Origin of the sequence: Bradyrhizobium sp. AZCC 2262 (genome assembly GCF_036924535.1) — a bacterium.
GTDB lineage: Bacteria > Pseudomonadota > Alphaproteobacteria > Rhizobiales > Xanthobacteraceae > Bradyrhizobium.
Genome location: NZ_JAZHRT010000001.1, coordinates 6993365 through 7012047 on the forward strand (window position 1 = coordinate 6993365; position 18683 = coordinate 7012047).

General features: G+C 61.3%; 17 protein-coding genes. 3 read left to right on the forward strand and 14 right to left on the reverse strand.

Annotated features, from left to right (window positions below):
- Positions 1-76: 76 nt before the first annotated feature.
- The 4 genes from tolB to tolQ all read right to left on the reverse strand — a co-directional run bounded on the left by tolB (position 77) and on the right by tolQ (position 3709).
- Positions 77-1408, reverse strand: coding sequence for a Tol-Pal system beta propeller repeat protein TolB (gene tolB / locus V1283_RS32795; protein WP_334393264.1), 1332 nt, complete (start codon positions 1406-1408; stop codon positions 77-79).
- 87 nt (positions 1409-1495) lie between these two features.
- Complete coding sequence (locus V1283_RS32800; protein WP_334393265.1) at positions 1496-2410, reverse strand: protein TolA; 915 nt, start codon at positions 2408-2410, stop codon at positions 1496-1498.
- A 71-nt stretch (positions 2411-2481) separates the two neighbouring features.
- Positions 2482-2958 (reverse strand): biopolymer transporter ExbD, encoded by a 477-nt coding sequence (locus V1283_RS32805; protein ID WP_334390754.1) that lies wholly within the window; start codon positions 2956-2958, stop codon positions 2482-2484.
- A gap of 37 nt (positions 2959-2995) precedes the next feature.
- Entirely contained in the window at positions 2996-3709 is a 714-nt protein-coding gene (gene tolQ, locus V1283_RS32810) for a protein TolQ (RefSeq protein ID WP_212419181.1), read from the reverse strand.
- Between the two features lie 1238 nt (positions 3710-4947).
- Here tolQ and V1283_RS32815 point away from each other — a divergent pair.
- Positions 4948-6213 (forward strand): serine hydrolase domain-containing protein, encoded by a 1266-nt coding sequence (locus tag V1283_RS32815; protein ID WP_334390755.1) that lies wholly within the window; start codon positions 4948-4950, stop codon positions 6211-6213.
- 98 nt (positions 6214-6311) lie between these two features.
- On the opposite strand, the gene V1283_RS32820 is transcribed toward V1283_RS32815, so the two are convergent.
- A complete protein-coding gene (locus V1283_RS32820) occupies positions 6312-7073 on the reverse strand; it encodes a serine O-acetyltransferase (RefSeq protein WP_334390756.1) in 762 nt (253 codons plus the stop codon).
- Between the two features lie 135 nt (positions 7074-7208).
- Positions 7209-10469, reverse strand: coding sequence for an ATP-binding protein (locus V1283_RS32825; RefSeq protein WP_334390757.1), 3261 nt, complete (start codon positions 10467-10469; stop codon positions 7209-7211).
- Positions 10470-10905: 436 nt separating this feature from the next.
- On the opposite strand from V1283_RS32825, the gene V1283_RS32830 reads away from it, so the two are divergent.
- On the forward strand, positions 10906-11700 hold the full coding sequence (locus V1283_RS32830; RefSeq protein WP_334390758.1) for an outer membrane protein: 795 nt from the start codon (positions 10906-10908) through the stop codon (positions 11698-11700).
- Positions 11701-11820: 120 nt separating this feature from the next.
- Here the strand turns inward: V1283_RS32830 and V1283_RS32835 are convergent, their stop codons facing one another.
- Positions 11821-12165 carry a DUF6614 family protein gene (locus V1283_RS32835; protein ID WP_334390759.1) on the reverse strand — a complete coding sequence of 115 codons (345 nt, stop codon included), beginning with the start codon at positions 12163-12165 and terminating at the stop codon, positions 11821-11823.
- A gap of 321 nt (positions 12166-12486) precedes the next feature.
- Here V1283_RS32835 and V1283_RS32840 point away from each other — a divergent pair, with 321 nt between their 5' ends.
- Positions 12487-13770: an adenylate/guanylate cyclase domain-containing protein gene (locus V1283_RS32840; protein WP_334390760.1), complete on the forward strand. Its 1284-nt coding sequence runs from the start codon at positions 12487-12489 to the stop codon at positions 13768-13770.
- A 152-nt stretch (positions 13771-13922) separates the two neighbouring features.
- Here V1283_RS32840 and V1283_RS32845 read toward each other — a convergent pair whose 3' ends face one another.
- From V1283_RS32845 to V1283_RS32875, 7 genes are all read right to left on the reverse strand, one after another.
- Complete coding sequence (locus V1283_RS32845) at positions 13923-14720, reverse strand: hypothetical protein (protein WP_334390761.1); 798 nt, start codon at positions 14718-14720, stop codon at positions 13923-13925.
- 472 nt (positions 14721-15192) lie between these two features.
- Positions 15193-15678 (reverse strand): DUF2852 domain-containing protein, encoded by a 486-nt coding sequence (locus V1283_RS32850; RefSeq protein ID WP_334390762.1) that lies wholly within the window; start codon positions 15676-15678, stop codon positions 15193-15195.
- A 107-nt stretch (positions 15679-15785) separates the two neighbouring features.
- Complete coding sequence (locus tag V1283_RS32855) at positions 15786-16502, reverse strand: TetR/AcrR family transcriptional regulator (RefSeq protein ID WP_334390763.1); 717 nt, start codon at positions 16500-16502, stop codon at positions 15786-15788.
- A 123-nt stretch (positions 16503-16625) separates the two neighbouring features.
- Positions 16626-16991 (reverse strand): hypothetical protein, encoded by a 366-nt coding sequence (locus V1283_RS32860; RefSeq protein ID WP_334390764.1) that lies wholly within the window; start codon positions 16989-16991, stop codon positions 16626-16628.
- A gap of 81 nt (positions 16992-17072) precedes the next feature.
- On the reverse strand, positions 17073-17498 hold the full coding sequence (locus V1283_RS32865; RefSeq protein ID WP_334390765.1) for a YciI family protein: 426 nt from the start codon (positions 17496-17498) through the stop codon (positions 17073-17075).
- Positions 17499-17632: 134 nt separating this feature from the next.
- On the reverse strand, positions 17633-18049 hold the full coding sequence (locus V1283_RS32870; RefSeq protein ID WP_334390766.1) for a YciI family protein: 417 nt from the start codon (positions 18047-18049) through the stop codon (positions 17633-17635).
- A 250-nt stretch (positions 18050-18299) separates the two neighbouring features.
- On the reverse strand, positions 18300-18674 hold the full coding sequence (locus tag V1283_RS32875) for a nuclear transport factor 2 family protein (RefSeq protein ID WP_334390767.1): 375 nt from the start codon (positions 18672-18674) through the stop codon (positions 18300-18302).
- Between the last annotated feature and the right edge of the window lie 9 nt (positions 18675-18683).

The window sequence follows — 18683 nt, forward strand, 5'->3', positions numbered from 1 at the left end:
AAAATATGCCCGAAAAATCAGCGGGCTAGGTAACATTTGCCGATTAACGATTGTGCTCCCGCGCGATCGGGTTCCATTATGACAATAGCGGTGACCATGCCGGGTCGGAGGCAAAACCGGGCGTTGGTACCCGCAATTCATTACGACCTGAGATATCCACCGTAAACAATGACGGCCCTCCGCTGCCGCCGGGCTCGCGGAAGAACATCACGACGCGGCCGTTCGGCGCGAAGGTCGGCCCTTCATTGTGGTAGCCGGAAGTGAGAATGCGTTCGCCCGAACCGTCGGTCTTCATGATGCCGATCGCGAACTGTCCGCCGCCCTGCTTGGTGAAGGCGATGTAGTCGCCGCGCGGCGACCACACCGGCGTCGAATAACTGCCCTCGCCGAACGAGATGCGCTGAGCGCTGCCGCCGGTGGCCGCCATCACGTAGATCTGCGGCTTGCCGCCGCGGTCGGATTCGAAACAGATCCGGCTGCCGTCGGGCGAATAGGACGGCGAGGTGTCGATCGCCGGCGTGTCGGTCAGCCGCGTCGTCGATTTCGAACGCAAATCCATCACGAACAGGTTCGAGTTGCCGCCCTGCTGCAGGCTCATGATGATGCGCTGGCCATCCGGCGAGAACCGCGGCGAGAACGACATGCCGGGGAAATTGCCGACGATCTCGCGCTGCCCGGTCTCGACGTTGAACAGATAGACGCGCGGATCGCCCTGACCGAACTCCATATACGTGATTTCCTGGGTCGACGGCGAGAACCGCGGCGTCAGCACCAGGTCGGAGCCCCTGGTGAGGTAGCGGACATTGGCGCCGTCCTGATCCATCAGCGCCAACCGCTTGACGCGGCGCTCCTTCGATCCGGTCTCGTCGACGAACACGACGCGACTGTCGAAATAGCCCTTCTCGCCGGTCGCGCGCTCGTAGATCTGGTCCGAGATGATGTGGGCGATCCGCCGCCAATATTCCGGCGAGGTGAAGTATTGCTGCCCGGTGAGCTGCTGCTGCTGATTGACATCCCAGAGACGGAATTCCGCTTTCAGCCGGCCGTCACCCTGACGTGTCATGCGGCCGGTGACCAGATACGTTGCGTTGATCTGCTTCCAGCTCTGCCATTGCGGCGCGGTGTCGATATTGGTGATGCGCTCGATGAAGGCCGCCTGATCGATCGGCGCGAACAATCCGCTGCGCTTGAGATTGTTGGTGATGACCTGCGCCACCCCAACGCCGACCTCGGCATCGCCGGGCGTGCCCGCGACGAAATTCGGGATCGCGATCGGCTGCGGCGTGAATTCGCCTTCGGGAATGACGACCCGCTTGGGCGCTTGCGCAAAAGCATCGCGACCACCAGCGACCGCGCCAAGCGCCGCCATTCCGGCCATGATCTGACGGCGGCTCGGGCGATACAGCATGTTCGGCAATCCATCTTTGTCAGTCATCGCTTCAAACTTTGCTCATATCTGTCATTGCCAACAGGTGTCCGCCACATGACCAAACCGTTAGACTTTTTCCTTGAACACCGGCGCGAAATACTTCCATTCCTCGTAAAAGGCCGCCGGAAGCTTGTAGGGCTGGCACTCGATGATCGCGCGCAAGGCACTCTCCTGGTAGACGCGCAGATAGGGCGTTGCCGGCGTTCCCTCCGGAACAGGATTACCTTCAAGCGTGCCGTCGCGCTTCAAGCGGATGGCGAAGGCGACTTCAGGTTTCTGCGACTCGATTCCGCCATAGGGCTTCTTCCAGCACCGCTCGACCTGCCGCTGGAACATCGAGCCCCAGGTTGCGGAATTGTCCGCCGCCGTGCCTTTCGAAAGGCCGAGCGCGGCGTTGGAGTTCAGCGTGTCGTTCGCGACCGCCTGACGCGTCGGGTCACGCTTGTCGAGAAGGGCGGCAATCTGGCTCTGATCGAAGTGCCGTTCGACGATCCTCGGCTTCTGCGGCTCCGGCGGCTTGGCGGCCTGCACCGGCTTCGGCGGCGGCTTCTTCTCTTCCTTCTTGATCGCCTCGGCGATCGGGTCGGGCTTCACCGGCTCCGGCTTTTTCTCGACCGGCTTCGGCTCTTGCTTCGGCTCTTCCTTGGGCTTCTCGACGACCTTCGGCGGGTCGGGTTTCTTCTCGACCGGCTTCTCCTCGACCTTGGGCTGCGGCGGCGGAGCGGTCTCAGTCACAACCGGCGGCTTCTCGGTGATCTTGCCGACGGCATCGTCCACGGGCTTGGCTTCGGCGACCTTCTCGGCCAGCGGCTTCGGGTTTTCCTTCTTGCCGGTCTTCGTGCCGGCCATGACCTTGGCGAGTTGGCTGGAATCAATCACGTCAACCGGCACCGAGTCTTCCGGCGGAATTTCGAGCGCCTTGGTCGAGAAAGACAGCATCACCCACCCCAGCACGCAGACATGCAGGGCAACCGATGCCATCACCGTCTTGTCGACCTTGACCTTCACTCGAGCTTTCCCGCTCCCCCGTCAGCCGTCGCGCGCCACATGGCTCAGGAACCCTGCTCCGGCACGATGACGATATTCGCCTTGAATCCCGCCGTCCTAATATACCCCAATAATTTCATCATATCCGTGTAACAGACGTCCTTGTCGCCCCGCAGGTATACCACCCTCTCGGCCTCCGATCTGGTCTCCTTGATCGCCGTTATCTTGGGCAGGAGCTCATTGGCCGGAATCAGCGTGTCCCCGAGATAGAGTTCGACGTTGGAATTGCAGGTACCGCCGGTGCGCTTGACCGACAGCGTCAACGGCGGGGCGTTGGCCTGGATCTGCTTGCCGCCGCTGGCGATGGGCAGATCGATATCGATGCTCGACGTCATCAGCGGCGCCGCCACCATGAAGATGATCAGCAGCACGAGCATCACGTCGACCATCGGCGTGACGTTGATCTCCGCCATCACGGCGGCGCGACGCCGGCCGCGGCGTCCACCACCGCCACCCGCTGAACCTGCCATGTTCATCGCCATGATCTGGATCTCACGATGCGCTCGTCATTTGCCGTCCTCACGCCCGCTCGTCGATCTGGCGGGACAGGATGGCTGAAAACTCGTCGGCAAAACCTTCCAGCCGCTGCGCCTGCCGATTCACCTCGGACGTGAACTTATTGTAGAAAATCGTCGCGGGGATGGCAGCGATAAGACCGATAGCGGTCGCAAACAGTGCTTCCGCGATGCCGGGCGCCACCACCGCAAGCGAAGTGTTTTTCGAAGCCGCGATCGACTGGAAGCTCGACATGATGCCCCAGACGGTTCCGAACAGGCCCACGAACGGTCCCGCAGAACCAACCGTCGCCAGCACCAGCAGCCGCCGTTCCAGCCGCTCGACTTCGCGGGCGATGGAGACGTTCATGACCTTCTCGATCCGCATCTGCAGGCCGGCAAAGGAGCGGGTCTGGCTCTCGAACGAACGCTTCCACTCGCGCATGGCGGCGACGAAACACGCCGCCATCGATTGCGTCGGCTTGGCTGACAGCGCGCGGTACAGTTCCTCGATCGATTGGCCCGACCAGAACGCCTGCTCGAAGCGGTCCATGGCGCGCTTGGTGCGGCCATAGAGGAAAATCTTGTCGATCGCGATCGCCCAGACCCAGACCGAGCAGGCCAACAGCCCCAGCATCACTGTTTTCACGACCCAATGGGCCTGCAGGAACAGGGCGATCAGCGATACGTCGGCGGAGACCAACGGCAGGGCTGCCGGCGCCACGTCGGCGGGATTCATGAGCGGTATCCTCTCAACGCAAGTGTCCCTATTTCCTCCGGGAGCAAACGGCTGCCGGTACCACAGCCGCGCGTCGGGCGCGGCGATATGCGCCAGCGCGAAAGCCGCTCTTGGTGTCGCATGGGGGGCCCGCCGAAAGCCGGGTCCTGCTTCCCCTGCCAACATGTCAAAACGAGGGCTGTCAGCGCGTCATTCCGTCCCTAACCAGACGCTAAGCTTGGTTAACTTTAGGTTACCAAAGGGGAATCCGGCTGCCGTAAATCCAGGCAGGCCGGGCGGTTATGGGGCCGGGGTTCCGGGTTCCATGCCCCCGGAGGTGGGGTGTCCGGCCGGGTGGCCTCGCCCTGCGAGACGGCCGCTCGGCGGCCTCCTCAGGGTAAGGAGATAGGATACGTAGTGCGGCCTCCTTCTCCGTCATTGCGAGCGCAGCGAAGCAATTCATAGCGCGGCATGCGGAGACATGGATTGCTTCGCGGAGCCTGTCATCGGGCGCGCATTCGCGCGACCCGTTGGCTCGCAATGACGGCGGGACATACCTTCGCCTTCTCGCGGCGCAATTCGCCCGAGGTTGCTGGATAACCTCCCGCCCTCTTGTTCAGAGGGCGCAGGGAAGACCGGGTGCACGCTGCACCCGCGGTCCCGTGTGCAATTTGCGCATAAAAACGCGCACACGAGCATACAGGTTCAGCGGAAACACTCCGGCCTTCCCTGCGCAATGGCTTTACGGCTTACTTCGTGCTCTCCCCGGTGAACGGCTTTCTTGCCACCGTCGCTCCTGAGAAGCTTGCTTCCCAAGAACTTAGCGCCAGCACCGCGGCGTCAGGACCACACGACTTCGCCGTACGCTTGAGCCTCGCTCGTCAGTTGCAGCTCTCGCGTCCATCGCATCTCACCGCGCGTTCGTGACGATGGCCAACGCCCCTCATCTGCCGTGAGACGCGCGAGTTATGCCGCTGATTTGGCCTTCGAGTTAAGCGGAATATTTTTGCGCGCCAAACTGGACGACCCAAATCGCGTTGAAATGGCTGGTGGAATTCGCCTTTGCGCGCAGCGTCTTTGGCAACCAATGAACGCGCGACGGCGCCTGCAATTTTGCCCGTCGGTCAACGGAACAAGTTTTGCGACGGCCGCATGACTGCCTGCTCCCCGCTTGCCTTGTCGCTCGGACGAGCGTGATCTAAACATGACGCCAACCATAATAATCGTGCGGGCCTGATCCGCATTCGAGGGAGAGGACAATGAAGGCATTCATGATGGCCGCGGCGGTCGTTGCCGGCATTGCTGCCAATGCGGCGAATGCCGCGCCGCTGCCAGAGGCAAAGCCGGACGACGTTGGATTTTCGCAGCAAGGGCTGGCACGCCTGGACGATTTTTTCGCCCGCGAGATCGCCGCGAAACGTGTGCCTGGCGCCGTGGTTGCGATCGCCCGCGACGGAAAGCTCGTCCAGTACAAGGCATACGGCCAGCTTGATCCGGCCAAAGGCACGGCGATGCCGCTGGATGCCGTGTTCGCGCTTGCCTCCATGACCAAGCCGATGGCCGCGGTCGCGGGCCTGACACTCATGGAACAGGGCCGCCTGGCCCTTCAGGCAAAGCTTGCCGACTATTATCCCGCGTTCGCCGAGATGAAGGTCGGCGTCCCGCAGGCGGACGGTTCGCTGAAGCTCGAAGCGCAGGTTTCACCGATCTACATCCACGACCTTTATCGACACACATCCGGCCTGATGTATGGGGGCCGCCCGGACAGTTCGAGTCCGGTAGCGCGCCAGTACCCGGAAGGCACGGCGCCGGCGATCGAGGGTGATACGCAGGCGTTCATCGATCGCATCACGAAGCTGCCGCTGGCGCACCAGCCGGCGACGGTTTTCGAATACGGCTTCTCGATCGATGTGCTCGGCGCGGTGGTCGAAAAGGTGAGCGAGCAGCGCCTCGGCGACTACCTGGCCGGCAATGTCTGGCAACCGCTCGGCATGAAGGACGCCACGTTCCACCCCACGGAGGCGCAACGCGCCCGTCTTGCCCGGCCATTTCCCAATGACCCGCTGACAGGCAAACCTCAGGCGATCAAACTTCTCGATACGCCAACGAAGTTCGACTGCGGCGGCGCCTGCGCGTTTGCAACCGTGGGCGACTACGTGCGCTTTGGACAAATGCTGCTCAATGGCGGCGAGCTCGACGGCCAGCGCATTCTCGGGCCCAAGACCGTGCATCACATGGTCTCCAACCACCTTGGGCCTGACATCACGAACAACGTGGCCAATGTGGAGCCGCATCGCGGTGGCTTTGGCTTCGGCCTTGGAGTCGCCGTGCGTACGAACGAGGGTCTGTCCTCGGTTCCGGGCAATCCCGGCGAGTTCACCTGGAATGGCGCCTACGGCACGCAGTTCTTCTGCGACCCGAAGGAGCGCCTTGTCGTCGTCGTGGGAACGGCGGCGCCCGGCGAACTTCGGAAGTACTATCGTGAGCAGGTCCAGGACATCGTCTACGGCGCCATGGTGCGGTAGGCTGAAATTTGTAGCCCGCATGAGCGCAAGCGATATGCGGGATTCTTTCGACATGGGTCCCGGGGTCGCTTCGCTCGCCCGGGCTACGACTGCCACACTCAGGCCGAAACCTGCTCCGGGCAATTGGTCAACCGCGCGGGAACGCCGACCGCGGTGCAGCCGGGCGGCACGTCATGCTCGACGACCGCGCCGGCGCCGATCTTGGCGAAATCGCCGATGCTGACGCCGCCGATAATGCTCGATCCGGCGCTGAGATAAACTCCCCTGCCGATTTTCGGGGCGCGGTCGGCTTCCGAATGTTTTCGCCCGATGGTGACGTTCTGCAAAATCGTCACTTCGTCGCTGATCACGGCGAAGGCGCCGATGATGATGCCGGTGGCGTGATCGAGAAATACCGACGTTCCGATCGAGGCTGTGGGGTGAATGCTGACGGAAAGCTGATCGGACGACAGGCTTTGCAGCAGCAGCGCGAGATCGTTGCGGCGCTGGCGCCAGAGCCAGTTGGAGACGCGCCAGACCTGCAGCGCCACGTATCCCTTGAAGTTCAGAAGCGGCGGCAGCAGCGTCGTCGTCGCGGGATCGTGAACGGCGATGCTCTGCAGATCGCGGCTCGCCGCATCGATCAGATTGGGCGCGCTGTCGAACACGTCGCAGGCGAGCTGCGCGAACCGCTCACGATCCGCCGGACTCTTGCCTAACCGCTCTCCGATCTGGTGCGCCAGTCCGTGAGCGAAGTCGGGATGATCGAGAATCGCAGATGACAGCGCCGCGCCGAATACCGGATCGCGCACCACGGCCGTTTCAGCTTCGCTCCGGATCGACCGCCAAAGCTGATCGACAGGAATTTCACTCTGGATCATGACAGCCGCTCCGGATTAGCGCCGGCTCGTAACATATTGCGTCCATGGACCAATGCCAAACCTTTGCGAGATGTTCGGCGTCGTTCGATTTTTCGACTTTTACAACATTATCCGCCAGAAGCAGCGCCGGCTGGCTCAGCGCGTCCCCGGCGCATCGAGAGCGGCAAGCAATGACGACCGCAATCGGTCATCAGGCTCGAAATTCCCGGCAAGGGTTCGTATGACGTCTTCGAAGCGAGCTCTGTACCTGGCCGCCTCGGCCGGCTCGCCGAGGCTCTCGCAGACCTCCACCCCCGCCCGATAGACCCGCCAAGCGGCAAGCGGCATGTCGGCACCTTCGAGAGTTGAGAGGGCACGCGAGAGCTCCGCCCTTGCCTCCTCCAAATCGCCCGCAGCGAGCGCAACCCGGGAGAGCAGCCCGTGCGCCTGCGCCAGATGATTGCGGTCGGGTGCCGGCGCGACGTACTCGTACAGCCTTGTCGCCGATCTCCGCGCCTCTGCGATATCGCCGACCTGAAGACTGTATTCGCAGAGACAATGATGGAGCTGCGCGTAGATCGTATAATCCATCATGATGCCGTCGGAATTCAGCCGTTGCATGACGTCATCAAACTGTTGGCGCGCACGCTGCGGCTCGTTGAGGCCGACGAAGGCCTTCGCAAGAACGGCTCGCTGAAAAAAGAAAGCGAAGGGGTTTTCTTTAAGCACCGCCTGGTCGACGCTCTCGCAGAGGTCGCGGGCACCATGAAAGTCCATCGCCTCCACGTGGAGCCACGCCAACGTGAGGCGGCACAGGGCGATCGCCGGGCTGTTAGCGTTTCTTTCCGCCAGCGCCAGCGCGGCGACCGTCTCTCGCTGCAATCGCCGCCATTGGCCGAGATGGATCAGCGCGGTCGACTCCATCACGTTGAACAGCACAAAGATGTAGACGTCACCGACCTCCTGCGCGAGTTTCTTGCCTTCGGTTCCCGTACGACGGCATTCCTCGTAGCGCGACCGTAAGCATTCGAGGATTCCCTCGATCCCGTATCGCCGGATCAGCGTGCCGTGATCGCGCGCGTCGGCCGTTTCGTGCAACGCTTTCTCGCAAAGTGCGGCATCCTGTTCCTGCCAGCCTTTCAGCCAGAGATTGATGCTGGCGCTGCTACCCTGCACCAGAGCCTTGAAGGCGTCATCCTCAAGCGCTTCACTCTTGGCAAGCGCTTCGCTGGAAGCGTGAAGGCACATGCGGCGGTCGGCATGAAGGCAGAACCGGCTCACCGCCAGGAGCCCGTTGACCTCATGGCGAAGCTGCCCCGCGTCCGCCGCGCAAGCAATCATCTCCTCAAGATCGCGAACCGAGCCGGCGAGATCCCCCGCCGAGCGCCGCGCCCAGCTCCGCTGTCGCAACAGGCTGGTGCGCGGCCCATACTGATCGGTCGCTCCCAGACGATCGAGAATGCCGAGCGCGCGAGACAGATAATTGGTTGCCTCCTCGTGACCGAGGCGTTTCGCTGAATTTTCTGCGGCCTGGCTGAGGTAGCGCAGCGCACGCGGGAAATCACGGCTCTGCTCGAAATGCAGCGCGAGCGCAGCCGCAATGTTTTCCGTCCGGCCCGCATATCCCTGCTCGAGGCGCTCGCCCATACGGTGATGGATCTGGAGGCGCCATGCCGGGCTGAGCCGTCGATAGAGCACGTTCTGATAGAGAATGTGGTGGAATGCGTAGGATCCGGAATAGGTCCCGTCGGGCCATTCAGAAACGCCGGACGACACCAGCATGTGATCCTTGCGTGCAAGATGCTCCAGGACTTCCTCGGTCTCCACGGCGTCACGCGACAGTCCGGCGGCCACGAGGGCTGCTGAACATTCGTTCCCCGCTACGCTGACCGCCTCGAGCAGCTGCTGTTCGTTCTCACTCAGACGATCGATCCGATGTGTGATCATATTGATCAGATCTTTAGGCACGACATCCTCGGATAGCGCGGTTCCGGATCCGAGGCGCCAGGCGCCGTCGATCTCCACGATCGACTCGTGATTGACCAGGTAGTCCACAAGCGAGGCGATGAACAACGGCTGCCCCTGGGTGCGCCCGAACATCGGCCCGGAGAGCGCGGAAGCGAGCTTCTCGTTCTGGAAACGCAAGGCGAGGTGGTGCTCCACTTCGGTTTTGGACAATCCATCGAGTTGCAGCTCGCTGCACCTCCCGTGGATCTCCAAATCCTGATGCAGACGGCGAACCGGATGTCCGCTTATGATGCTGTCGCCAACACGATAGGTGGCAAGAACGAGCACTTGAGCCTTGCGGCCTCCGTGTGAGAAGCGTGACAGGACGTCCACCGTCTGGAAGTCGCTCCAATGCATATCCTCGATAACGAGGACCCACGGGCGATCCACACTCAACGCTTCGAGCAGATCGCAGAACTCACGCAACATCCGCTCTCGTGTCGCCCCGAATACCTCATTCCGGAACGCGGCCTGGTCCGCCACATCGAGAAAACCTGGCATCTGGAGCAGCCAGGTCGGCGCATGGGTGCGCACGGCCTCCAGGACAGCCGAACCGCCCGGGCCTCGGCAACGCGTCGTCAGCGAATCGATCAGCGGGAGAAATGCCTCGTCGGTGCTGAAACGCTCGGTGCAGAATCCGCACAGGGTCTCGACGCGATATCGGGAAAGCCGCTCCATCGCCATCTCGATGAACGAGGTCTTGCCGATACCAGCCTCGCCGGTGATGAAGACGACTTGTCTGTCGCCGGCGAGCATTCGCTGCGTGACCTTGTCCAGCGTCGCCAGCGGACCGCTTCGTCCGACGAGCCAGCGGCACCTGCGGGTGATGGCTGATCCCTGCTGACTTCTGCCGCCGGCTGCACCGGGGGACGGGATAGCGAGCCTGACTCCCTGGGCAGGCAGCGTCTTCTCTTCATCGGTAGTGCTGTGGTGCGAACTCGTCGGGCCAATGAACCGATATCCGCGGCGCGGTAGGGTTTCGATCCAACGCTCCCCGCCCGGCTCGGCTGCAAGTGCTTTGCGCAGCGCCGCAATCTGGACCGACAGATTGCTTTCTTCGACGACCAGACCTGACCAGGCGGCCTCGATCAATTCGTCCTTGGAAAGCACCGAGCCTTGACGTTTCGCCAGCGCGCTGAGCAATGCGACGGCGCGGCGGCCGACCGGCAGCGGATCGTTGCCGCGATAGAGAGTTGCGGTATCGACATCCAGTTGGAACGGTCCGATTGCGAGTGTCGCGCGCTCGCCGCCATCGTGAAGAACGGACCGGGATTCGTTTAACACGGCGGGCCTCCCGCGATGCCATTCTGCATCGGATGAAGGGAATCCCCGTACCGCGCCTGGCTTGCCATGGACGACGGCCCTATTGGTCGGGTGCCTTATAGCACATGAGCGTTTCTTATAGCACATGAGAATGCCGTGCCGCTGTGAAGGAGGTCACAGAAGCTGCGAGCAATGCCGGTCGCCGCAGCGACCCTGGCAGGCCGCACAACACGGCGAGTCCTCCGCCAAGGGCCACTTCCGGACTCGCTTGCCCGCGCCGCGAGCAGCATCATGAGTCGACCATCTCAAGAACGCGCACGATTAACTTTTTGCGGGTTTCAACTGGCGGGCGGCTGCTGAAGGTCAGCAGATCTGACCTTCTGCCATCAGTGCAGCTTGCCACTTTCAAGTCACATTTGAAAAATGGGCTGTTGCATTAGGGACACGCAATTTCAGGACATAATCGCGTAGGTTGTGAAGGGAATTGGAATCAAACGAATGTCTGCAACAAACTTATCGGCGGTCGCGAGGTGCATTTATCTTTTCAGATAGATCACCAGAGGCGTCGGAGATGGAGAAACTCATGAAGAAGTTTTTGCTGGCCACGGTTGGTCTGGTCGCATTAGGCATGGCCGCTCCTGCATCGGCTGCCGATCTGGCCGCGCGTCCCTACACCAAGGCGCCACCCATGGTGGCTGCGGTCTACGATTGGAGCGGCTTCTACGTCGGCGCCAACGGCGGCTGGGGATCGAGTCACAAGTGCTGGGATAACACGAATTTCCCCGGTGCAACTGTTGTACCCGTTTTCCGTGAAGGTTGTCACGATGCGACCGGCGGAGTCGTTGGCGGTCAGATTGGCTACCGTTGGCAGACCGCAGGTTGGGTGTTTGGACTGGAGGCGCAGGGCGACTGGGCTGATTTGAAGGGATCCAATGTCAGCGCTTTCATTCCCGCCTGGACCAACAATTCCAAGATCGAAGCGTTCGGCTTGTTCACCGGCCAGGTCGGCTATGCCTGGAACAACGTCCTTTGGTATGTGAAGGGCGGCGCCGCCGTGACCGACGATAAATTCCGAGGCACGGTGACCGCCACAGGCGCGCTGTTCGATTCGGCAAGTGAAACACGCTGGGGTGGTGTCGTCGGAACCGGCATCGAATTCGGATTCGCACCGAATTGGTCGGTTGCCTTCGAGTACGATCACCTGTTCATGGGTAACAACAGTCGCAGCTTCACGTCGACAGGTGTTTTGGGTGCCGCAATCATACCGGTCGGCGGCGTATTCCGCACCGACAGTATCCGCCAGGATGTGGACCTCATCACCGCTCGCATCAACTACCGCTTCAACTGGGGTGGTGGTCCGGTGGTCGCCCGTTACTGATTTCCTCTAATCTCCAACGAACCTAAGCCCCGGGCATCGTCCGGGGCTTTTTGTACCCGCCCTGGCCGAATTATAGATCGAGCGGATGTCGCAGTTGGGCCAGAGACAGACATTCGTGCCCTATGCGATCTGGGTCTCCAAAAAGAAGTCTGCATCGGGTTTGACCAATGAGTTCATCGCTACATGCAGCGCGTGTACCGGCTCGCCATGTTGTTTGACATATGCGTACGCGGCGTGCTCCCGCTCCAGGTCTGGATAGACGAGTTCACCCCGATACTTGAAAGCCGGTAGTGTCTCGCCAAAGCCGTCCAGCGCCTCGCGGCGCATGACGCGATAGTGGGTCGCAAACCCCGCATCTATGAAATGCTGGAGGAATGCGTGCAATCTCGGCAGAAACTCTTTTTCACTGACGCCGTCACGCAAGGAAAATACGCCACTAAAACTGACTGATGAGGTCCCCTGCATCTGCAATCCCGTGGGTTTTCTTGCCGATGAGAATTTTGCTGAAATATGGATCTGGAAGCAATCACAATAACCCCGTCCACTACTGGTTTTGACCGTGTGACTGGGCCACGCTAGGAGCCGCTGGCGCGACTTTCCGCCGAATGTGATGCCAATGCTTCGGTCAAAAAGCAGACATCAAGCAGCGACCTTTTGATCTCTGCTGGTCCTCGGAAACGGACACCCACCGACACGACGACGATGGGAGCCACACAAGCGGAATCGAGCGTATCTGCGTCACCGGCTTGCTTTATACTCCTGAAGCCAAAAGCCGGGAGAGGTACAATGAACCGCCTGCAGGAGCTCGTTCGCGGCCAGGAATCCGTGAAAATCTACTTGCCCCCGTGGGTCGAACGCTTGGCGGACCTCGGCATCACATCCAAGGATCCGCAGGTGATACGGCTGCAGCGGCTCACGAATATCTTCTCGTATGCCTCCGCGTTTTGCGCCGGTTCGCAGTTGATCGTCGGTGCTCTTCAGGAGTTCACAGCTTTCCTCATTCTGCATTTCATTCTTGCCACGACAGCCATTGCATTGCTTTTTATCCATCGTTTGCACCGGTATGGGCCCAATCTGGCCGCCCATTTGCTGGTGGCGATCGATCTTTCCTGCATTTTCGTGATGAACTGGGGCTTCGGGAGCGACAGCAAGGTCTACGTCTATTATACTTTGGCTGGCGGCGTCTTGATCTTCATTTTTGGAGTGGAGCACTGGCGCACTTATGCAGGTTGGGTCGCTGTCGCCGTCGCCTGCATGCTGGTATCGATGAAACTTGCGCCAAGGGAGGGACTATTCCTTCCCGAGAACCATGCGGTGCGCGAACTCATAGCGGCGCATGCTTTCCTCAATACGCTGACTGTCATGGCATTCATGGTCTTCTTTGCAGTAGCCACCTTGCGCAAGGTGGAGACTGGGCTAGAGGCCCAATATGTGCGCTCTTCTACATTGATGAACACGGTGTTTCCTCCCTTGATCGTCTCCCGGCTGATTTCAGGCCGGGAGGATCGGATCGCCGACCGGATCGAGGGGCTGACGGTTCTGTTCGCCGATCTCGTCGGCTTCACGAAGGCTGCGCACGATCTGCCACCAGAGGAGATCATCGGGTATCTCGACGGCATGGTACGCTGCTTCGATCGCCTCTGCGCTGAAAATGGCGTCGAGAAGATCAAGACTATCGGCGACCGCTACATGGCGGTCGGCGGCCTGACCGGCGACTCGCCCGGTCAGGCCGTCGCGACTGCGAAGCTCGCCCTGGCGATCCTGCGATCCCAGGCCGATCTCCCTGCACTGGGCGGCAAGCGCCTCGCGTTACGGATCGGGTTGCATACCGGCAGCGCCACAGCAGGCATCATCGGTGACACACGATTTACCTACGACGTCTGGGGCGATGCGGTAAACATGGCCTCGCGCATGGAGTCGCACGGCCTGCCAGGACGAATTCAAGTCTCCGAAGCGTTTCGCGCGGTTGTCCAGAACGCGTTCTGTTTCGAGGAACGTGGCATCATTGACATTCGTGGCATCGGCCCTACGCGCACCTGGTTTCTTGGCGATGCGCGGTCTCCAACATGAGATGCTGCGGTTGTCCACTTCGGGGGCAAAAGCGAACCTCGCGGCGTAGCTGGAGGATGTCCGCTCTTTCCCGGGAGCGGAAATGCTCGAAATCAAGCAATTTTTCGGAAGCTGCTTGTGCCGTGCTGTGCCTTATCGAATCTCCACGCGCTCTATGCGTCGGCCGGGAGTCCGGTAGTCCTGGTGTTCAACCCAACGACTCTCGGGAGAAGGCCGGACCACAGGCCTCCGTGATAGGCGCCAGTCGTCTCGATCCATGCGGGCGGGGCGCCGGTCGCCGGATCGGCTGGCCAGTGCAGCAATGCCGCGCTTACGAAATGGTCAAGCTCGTGCCATTGCGCTTCCGGCAGCGGCGCTTCGCCGGCCGTTGGAGGATGCGTTCGATCTCCTGGCGAGCCCAGACGCTTCGAGGGAGAGTGGTATTCGACCCCCCACACCCTGGGCATCTGCCGGGCCATGGGATCGATCAGACGAAAGTGAACCGGCAGCCTGTGCGTGCCGAGAGCGCCTTCATACCGAAAGATATGCCTGCTGTAGGATTTCGCTGGCGTCAGGTCCGGTTCGCCGTCTTCATGGATCAAAGCATCGCCACTCGGGGCATGGATGATCTTAGGACCATCTTGATCCTCGAAGCGCCATTCCGGTGAAGTGAGCGAGAGAGGCGCATCCGTCGGCGCGACCCAAGACCAGTTATGTTGCCGCATGCAAGGATACCAGCGCCAGCTACCCAGGCTGCAGAAGCAGTCAGCACGCCACATCCCATGAACGAAGCCGCCGACAAGATGGATCATATTCATCGCCCCATTGGGCGGCATTTGCAGCACAAATTCCTGCAAGCCCTCGCCGAGACCGCGCTGCACTCGATGCCAATCCAGATCGGGTGTCTGCGAAAGACTGCGCCTGCCGATGCGCGCGTAATTCAAGTCGACGCACCACCAGACAATCGACAACGGACCGCTCGAATGCGTTCCGGACATGAGCTGACAGCGTTCGATCTCGAAGGCTATTTCGATTGTGCCCGTGCGGTATGTCGCCGACGCGACCGGAAGGCGAGCGAGGGGCGCGCAAACCAGCGCGCTACGGTCCAAACGTATCTCGACACCCAGCGCTGCGTTTCTCAAGCGCAATTCGGATTCCAGAAAATTCCACGCCCTCCGTTGTCTCGGAGATCACCCCTTCGTCATAGCATCCATCCGCCGAATCCTGCAGCCAGGTTGATGCATTGCGTATCACGAGCGCGGTGCAAGCCCTGCTATCATGAAGCTCAAGTGATGGACACGCAATCCAATACACCTGGCGCCCGCGTCAGGCGGTACACAAAAACAAACCGCCCACCTGCTTTCGCAGATGGGCGGCCGTATCGCCGTCAGGCATCATGGGGGCATCACGCCTGAGGCTGAATGCCTGTCCCGAGGTCGAACCTCAGCCCTGCTGCGGCTGGTCGTTCGGCGGGGTCGGACGCTGCTTGTGCTGCGCCATGAACTGGTCGAACTCTTCCTTGTCCTTGGCGTGACGCAGGCGGTCGAGGAAATTCTTGAACTCGACCTGCTCTTCCTCGAGCCGCTGCAGGGTTTCCATGCGGTACTCGTCAAAGGCGCGGTTGCCGCTCGAAGGCTGACCGAAGCCGAAGCCGCCGAAACCGCGACGCTCCATGCGGCCGCGCATCCGGTCCATCTTGTACTGCATCCGCTCCATCTTGTTCTGCCAGCGATCTCCGTGACTCCAGCAACCCATTTTTCTGCTCCCTAGTGTGAAAAAGAGAAGGGCAAGGCCGATCGGCCACCAGATGATGAAGCCGAGAATGGTCACGGCGATCCAGCCGGGATGCCAGGGGCTCTCAAGCATATGCGGACGATAGTGCTCTTCCGTGGGGCCGCGCCATCGATTGACATCTGCGGTGTAGGCCATTTCCCTCTCCATGACGGCGATCACGCCGTTGTCAATGTAAATAACATTTACATACCTAAACCATCCCAGATTTTTGTCAAGCGGGCCGCTGGCCGCACCCTCGAAAATTATTTTGGAGTTCCCCAGGGACCGCCCGCGGGCGGCACCGGCGGCGGGCCTGACGGCTTCTGGTCCGACGGCCGGCGGTCGGTCGGGAAGCCGAGGCCGCGCAGGTAAATCAGCACTTCCGCTTCCAGCAGTTCCTCGGGCGACATCGGCAATTTGCGCCGCGCGGCGTCGCCGCGGCCGAACAGCGAGGCGACCCCGTGCGACATCGACCAGATATGCAGCGCCATCATCATCGCCGGCGGCCGCGGCATGCCGGGCGGCGCCAGCGCCGCAAGCCGTTCGGCCGCAGCGCGGATGATGGCGAACGCGCGCTCGCTGGCCGCCATCAAGGTCGGGTTTGCATCGACGGGAAGCCCGGATTCGAACATCGCCGAATAGAACGCTGGCTCGTTGCGCGCGAAGGCGAGATAGGCCTTGCCGACCCGTTCGAACGCCGTGACCGTGTCCGGGCGGCCATCGTCCCAGGCCTGCGTCAGCAGCGCCTCGAACTGCTCGAAGCCACGCTGGGCGATGGAGGACAGCAGTTCATCGCGGTCGCGGAAATGCCGGTAGGGCGCGGCGGGGCTGACGCCGGCCATCCGCGCGGCGTCGGCAAAGGTGAAACCGGCCGCGCCTTTTTCGGCGATCAGGCCAAGCGCTGCCTGCAGCAGCGCCTCTTTCAGATTGCCGTGGTGGTAGCCGCGCTCGCTGCGGCCTTGGTCCTTTCGCCAGCTCATGTGAAAGACCTTTACATGAGCCGGCTGAAAAGGTCACTTATTTTGAGGCCGTTAACTGATGTTCATCAAGATTAACGGCGCGCGGGGGCGGCGCAATTCCAGACGGTTCCAACCGTCCGGGTCCTAACCGCCCGGGATCGGGAGGACCGGCATGATCTCGATACGTTCGCCGGGAAAGATCGTGAAATGCGGGTGGTCCTCGAACATTTTCGCGGCGGCTTCATGTGAGCCGGCGCGCACCACCGTGAAGGCGCCCATTTCGTTGGCGATGTCGGCAATACCGCTCGAATCGACCTTCTTGGTCTTGCCGAGCGGGCCGCCCATGGCGACGAGCGCCGCCTGGTGCTTTTCGACCCAGGCCTTCCACGCCGCCATTCCCCGCTGTTCCCTGGCGCGCCGCTCAGCCTCAGGCAGCGCATTCCAGGCCGCCATGTTCGCACTGGTCTTGCTGCCGAGGAAGACGGCGAGGAAAGTATCGTTGTTGCTCATGAGATTTCTCCTCTCTTTGCGGTTGACGGATCGGCGATAGGCTCTCGACTTAACGGCGTGCGAAGCCCTGTTGCGAAAGACTCACCGCGCCTTGTGCGCATTTCCCTTCTGCAGCTCGTCGAAGCCCTTGGCTGCCTCTCGCACTTCTTCCGAGAAATCGGCCATCTCCTGCACCTGACGGATTTCAATGACCTCGTTCTCGGTGGCCGGACATTTTTTCGCCCAGGCGATTGCCTCCTCGCGCGACTTCACGTTGATCATCCAGTAGCCGCCGAGCACTTCCTTGGCCTCGGTGAAGGGGCCGTCGGTGACGACCGGCTTGCCGGTGGCAAAGGAAACCCGCGCGCCCATCGAGGGCGGATGCAGTCCGTCGAGCGCGATCAGCACGCCGGCCTCTTTGAGCGCCTCGTTGTATTTCATCATCGCCTTGACCCGTTCGGGGTCGAGCTGGACGTCCGGCGGCGCGGTCTCATAGCCCAGGGGGATCATCAGCATCATGAATCGCATGGTGGGGGTGTCCTTGTTGGGTTGTCGTCATTCCGGGGCGCGCGTCAGCACGAACTACGGTGCGCGATTGCGCACCGGAGAATCTCGAGATTCCGGGTCTGGTCCTTCGGACCATCCCGGAATGACGGGGAGAGTCACTTCTTCGCGGCCTGGGACCGCAGCCGCTCTTCCTGCTCGCGCAGTTCGGGGGTGAGCGCTTCGCCGAAATCTTCCGCGGCAAACACCTGGCGGATTTCGATCTCGTCGCCGCCGGCGAACGGCGCGCGCTTCATCCAGTCGATCGCTTCGTCGAGCGATTTGGTGTTGATCAGCCAGAAGCCGCAGACGATATCGCCGGAGAGAGGAAACGGCCCGCGGCTGACGCCGCCCTGCCCGCTGCCATACTTGATCCGTGCGCCCTTCGCGGTCGGATGCAGGCCCTCGCCCGCCTCCATCACGCCGGCCTTCACCAGCTCCTCGTTGAACTTGCCCATCGCGGTAAGCAGTTCCGTGCTCGGCATCACGCCTGCTTCCGAATCCTTGCTGGCCTTCACAATCACCATGAATCGCATCGTTATTCTCCGGTTTGATCTCTTTGGGCCGGCGACCGTCACGTCGGCCTTCGTCAACAAGACGAGTGGGCTTTTACGCCGCCGACATGTCAGATGAAATTATTTTGCAGGTAATCTGGCCGGCCGGCCGGTCAATCGCCGATCGCCTGACAGCGAGGTTCGGAGAATCGGTCATCACACGCGGCGGTTGCTGCGATTCCATCATCCGCCGGTCGATCAGTGGAACCGGTTGCGCCACCGGCAGGCTCGATCAAGCCGGCGGCGACTGTTTGACGAACGCGCCATTGTCGTAAGTCGCACCGAAATAGACGTCGATGCGCTTCACCTTGTCGCCGTCGAAGACGAAGAACTCGGTATTGCGAAACGTCTGGCCGCCCTTGGCGACGCAACGGTAGGTGACGAAGGCCTCATCGCCTTCGACGAAAATCCGCTCCAGCTCGTGCCGTTCGATCCAGTCGCTGTTCTTCCAGCACCGTTCGAAATAGGCCGGCTTGTCGATGTTGTCGTCGTAGGGGCTAGTGAAGCGGAAATCGTCGCTGAGCGCGTCCTCGACGAATTTGCGATCGCTGGCGAGATAGGCCGCAAAGATGGCGCGGATCATATCCGCCCTGGTGCTGGACGCCATTCAACGCTC

What these genes read in the sequence shown, in the direction of transcription:
- V1283_RS32875 (WP_334390767.1), bottom strand. Translation starts at nt 18,674, where the DNA reads ATGGCGTCCAGCACCAGGGCGGATATGATCCGCGCCATCTTTGCGGCC.
- V1283_RS32860 (WP_334390764.1), bottom strand. Translation starts at nt 16,991, where the DNA reads ATGAGCAACAACGATACTTTCCTCGCCGTCTTCCTCGGCAGCAAGACC.
- V1283_RS32815 (WP_334390755.1), top strand. Translation starts at nt 4,948, where the DNA reads ATGAAGGCATTCATGATGGCCGCGGCGGTCGTTGCCGGCATTGCTGCC.
- V1283_RS32830 (WP_334390758.1), top strand. Translation starts at nt 10,906, where the DNA reads ATGAAGAAGTTTTTGCTGGCCACGGTTGGTCTGGTCGCATTAGGCATG.
- tolQ (WP_212419181.1), bottom strand. Translation starts at nt 3,709, where the DNA reads ATGAATCCCGCCGACGTGGCGCCGGCAGCCCTGCCGTTGGTCTCCGCC.
- V1283_RS32835 (WP_334390759.1), bottom strand. Translation starts at nt 12,165, where the DNA reads ATGCAGGGGACCTCATCAGTCAGTTTTAGTGGCGTATTTTCCTTGCGT.
- V1283_RS32855 (WP_334390763.1), bottom strand. Translation starts at nt 16,502, where the DNA reads ATGAGCTGGCGAAAGGACCAAGGCCGCAGCGAGCGCGGCTACCACCAC.
- V1283_RS32870 (WP_334390766.1), bottom strand. Translation starts at nt 18,049, where the DNA reads ATGCGATTCATGGTGATTGTGAAGGCCAGCAAGGATTCGGAAGCAGGC.
- tolB (WP_334393264.1), bottom strand. Translation starts at nt 1,408, where the DNA reads ATGCTGTATCGCCCGAGCCGCCGTCAGATCATGGCCGGAATGGCGGCG.
- V1283_RS32805 (WP_334390754.1), bottom strand. Translation starts at nt 2,958, where the DNA reads ATGGCGATGAACATGGCAGGTTCAGCGGGTGGCGGTGGTGGACGCCGC.
- V1283_RS32865 (WP_334390765.1), bottom strand. Translation starts at nt 17,498, where the DNA reads ATGCGATTCATGATGCTGATGATCCCCCTGGGCTATGAGACCGCGCCG.
- V1283_RS32820 (WP_334390756.1), bottom strand. Translation starts at nt 7,073, where the DNA reads ATGATCCAGAGTGAAATTCCTGTCGATCAGCTTTGGCGGTCGATCCGG.
- V1283_RS32800 (WP_334393265.1), bottom strand. Translation starts at nt 2,410, where the DNA reads ATGGCATCGGTTGCCCTGCATGTCTGCGTGCTGGGGTGGGTGATGCTG.
- V1283_RS32840 (WP_334390760.1), top strand. Translation starts at nt 12,487, where the DNA reads ATGAACCGCCTGCAGGAGCTCGTTCGCGGCCAGGAATCCGTGAAAATC.
- V1283_RS32825 (WP_334390757.1), bottom strand. Translation starts at nt 10,469, where the DNA reads ATGTGCTATAAGAAACGCTCATGTGCTATAAGGCACCCGACCAATAGG.
- V1283_RS32850 (WP_334390762.1), bottom strand. Translation starts at nt 15,678, where the DNA reads ATGGCCTACACCGCAGATGTCAATCGATGGCGCGGCCCCACGGAAGAG.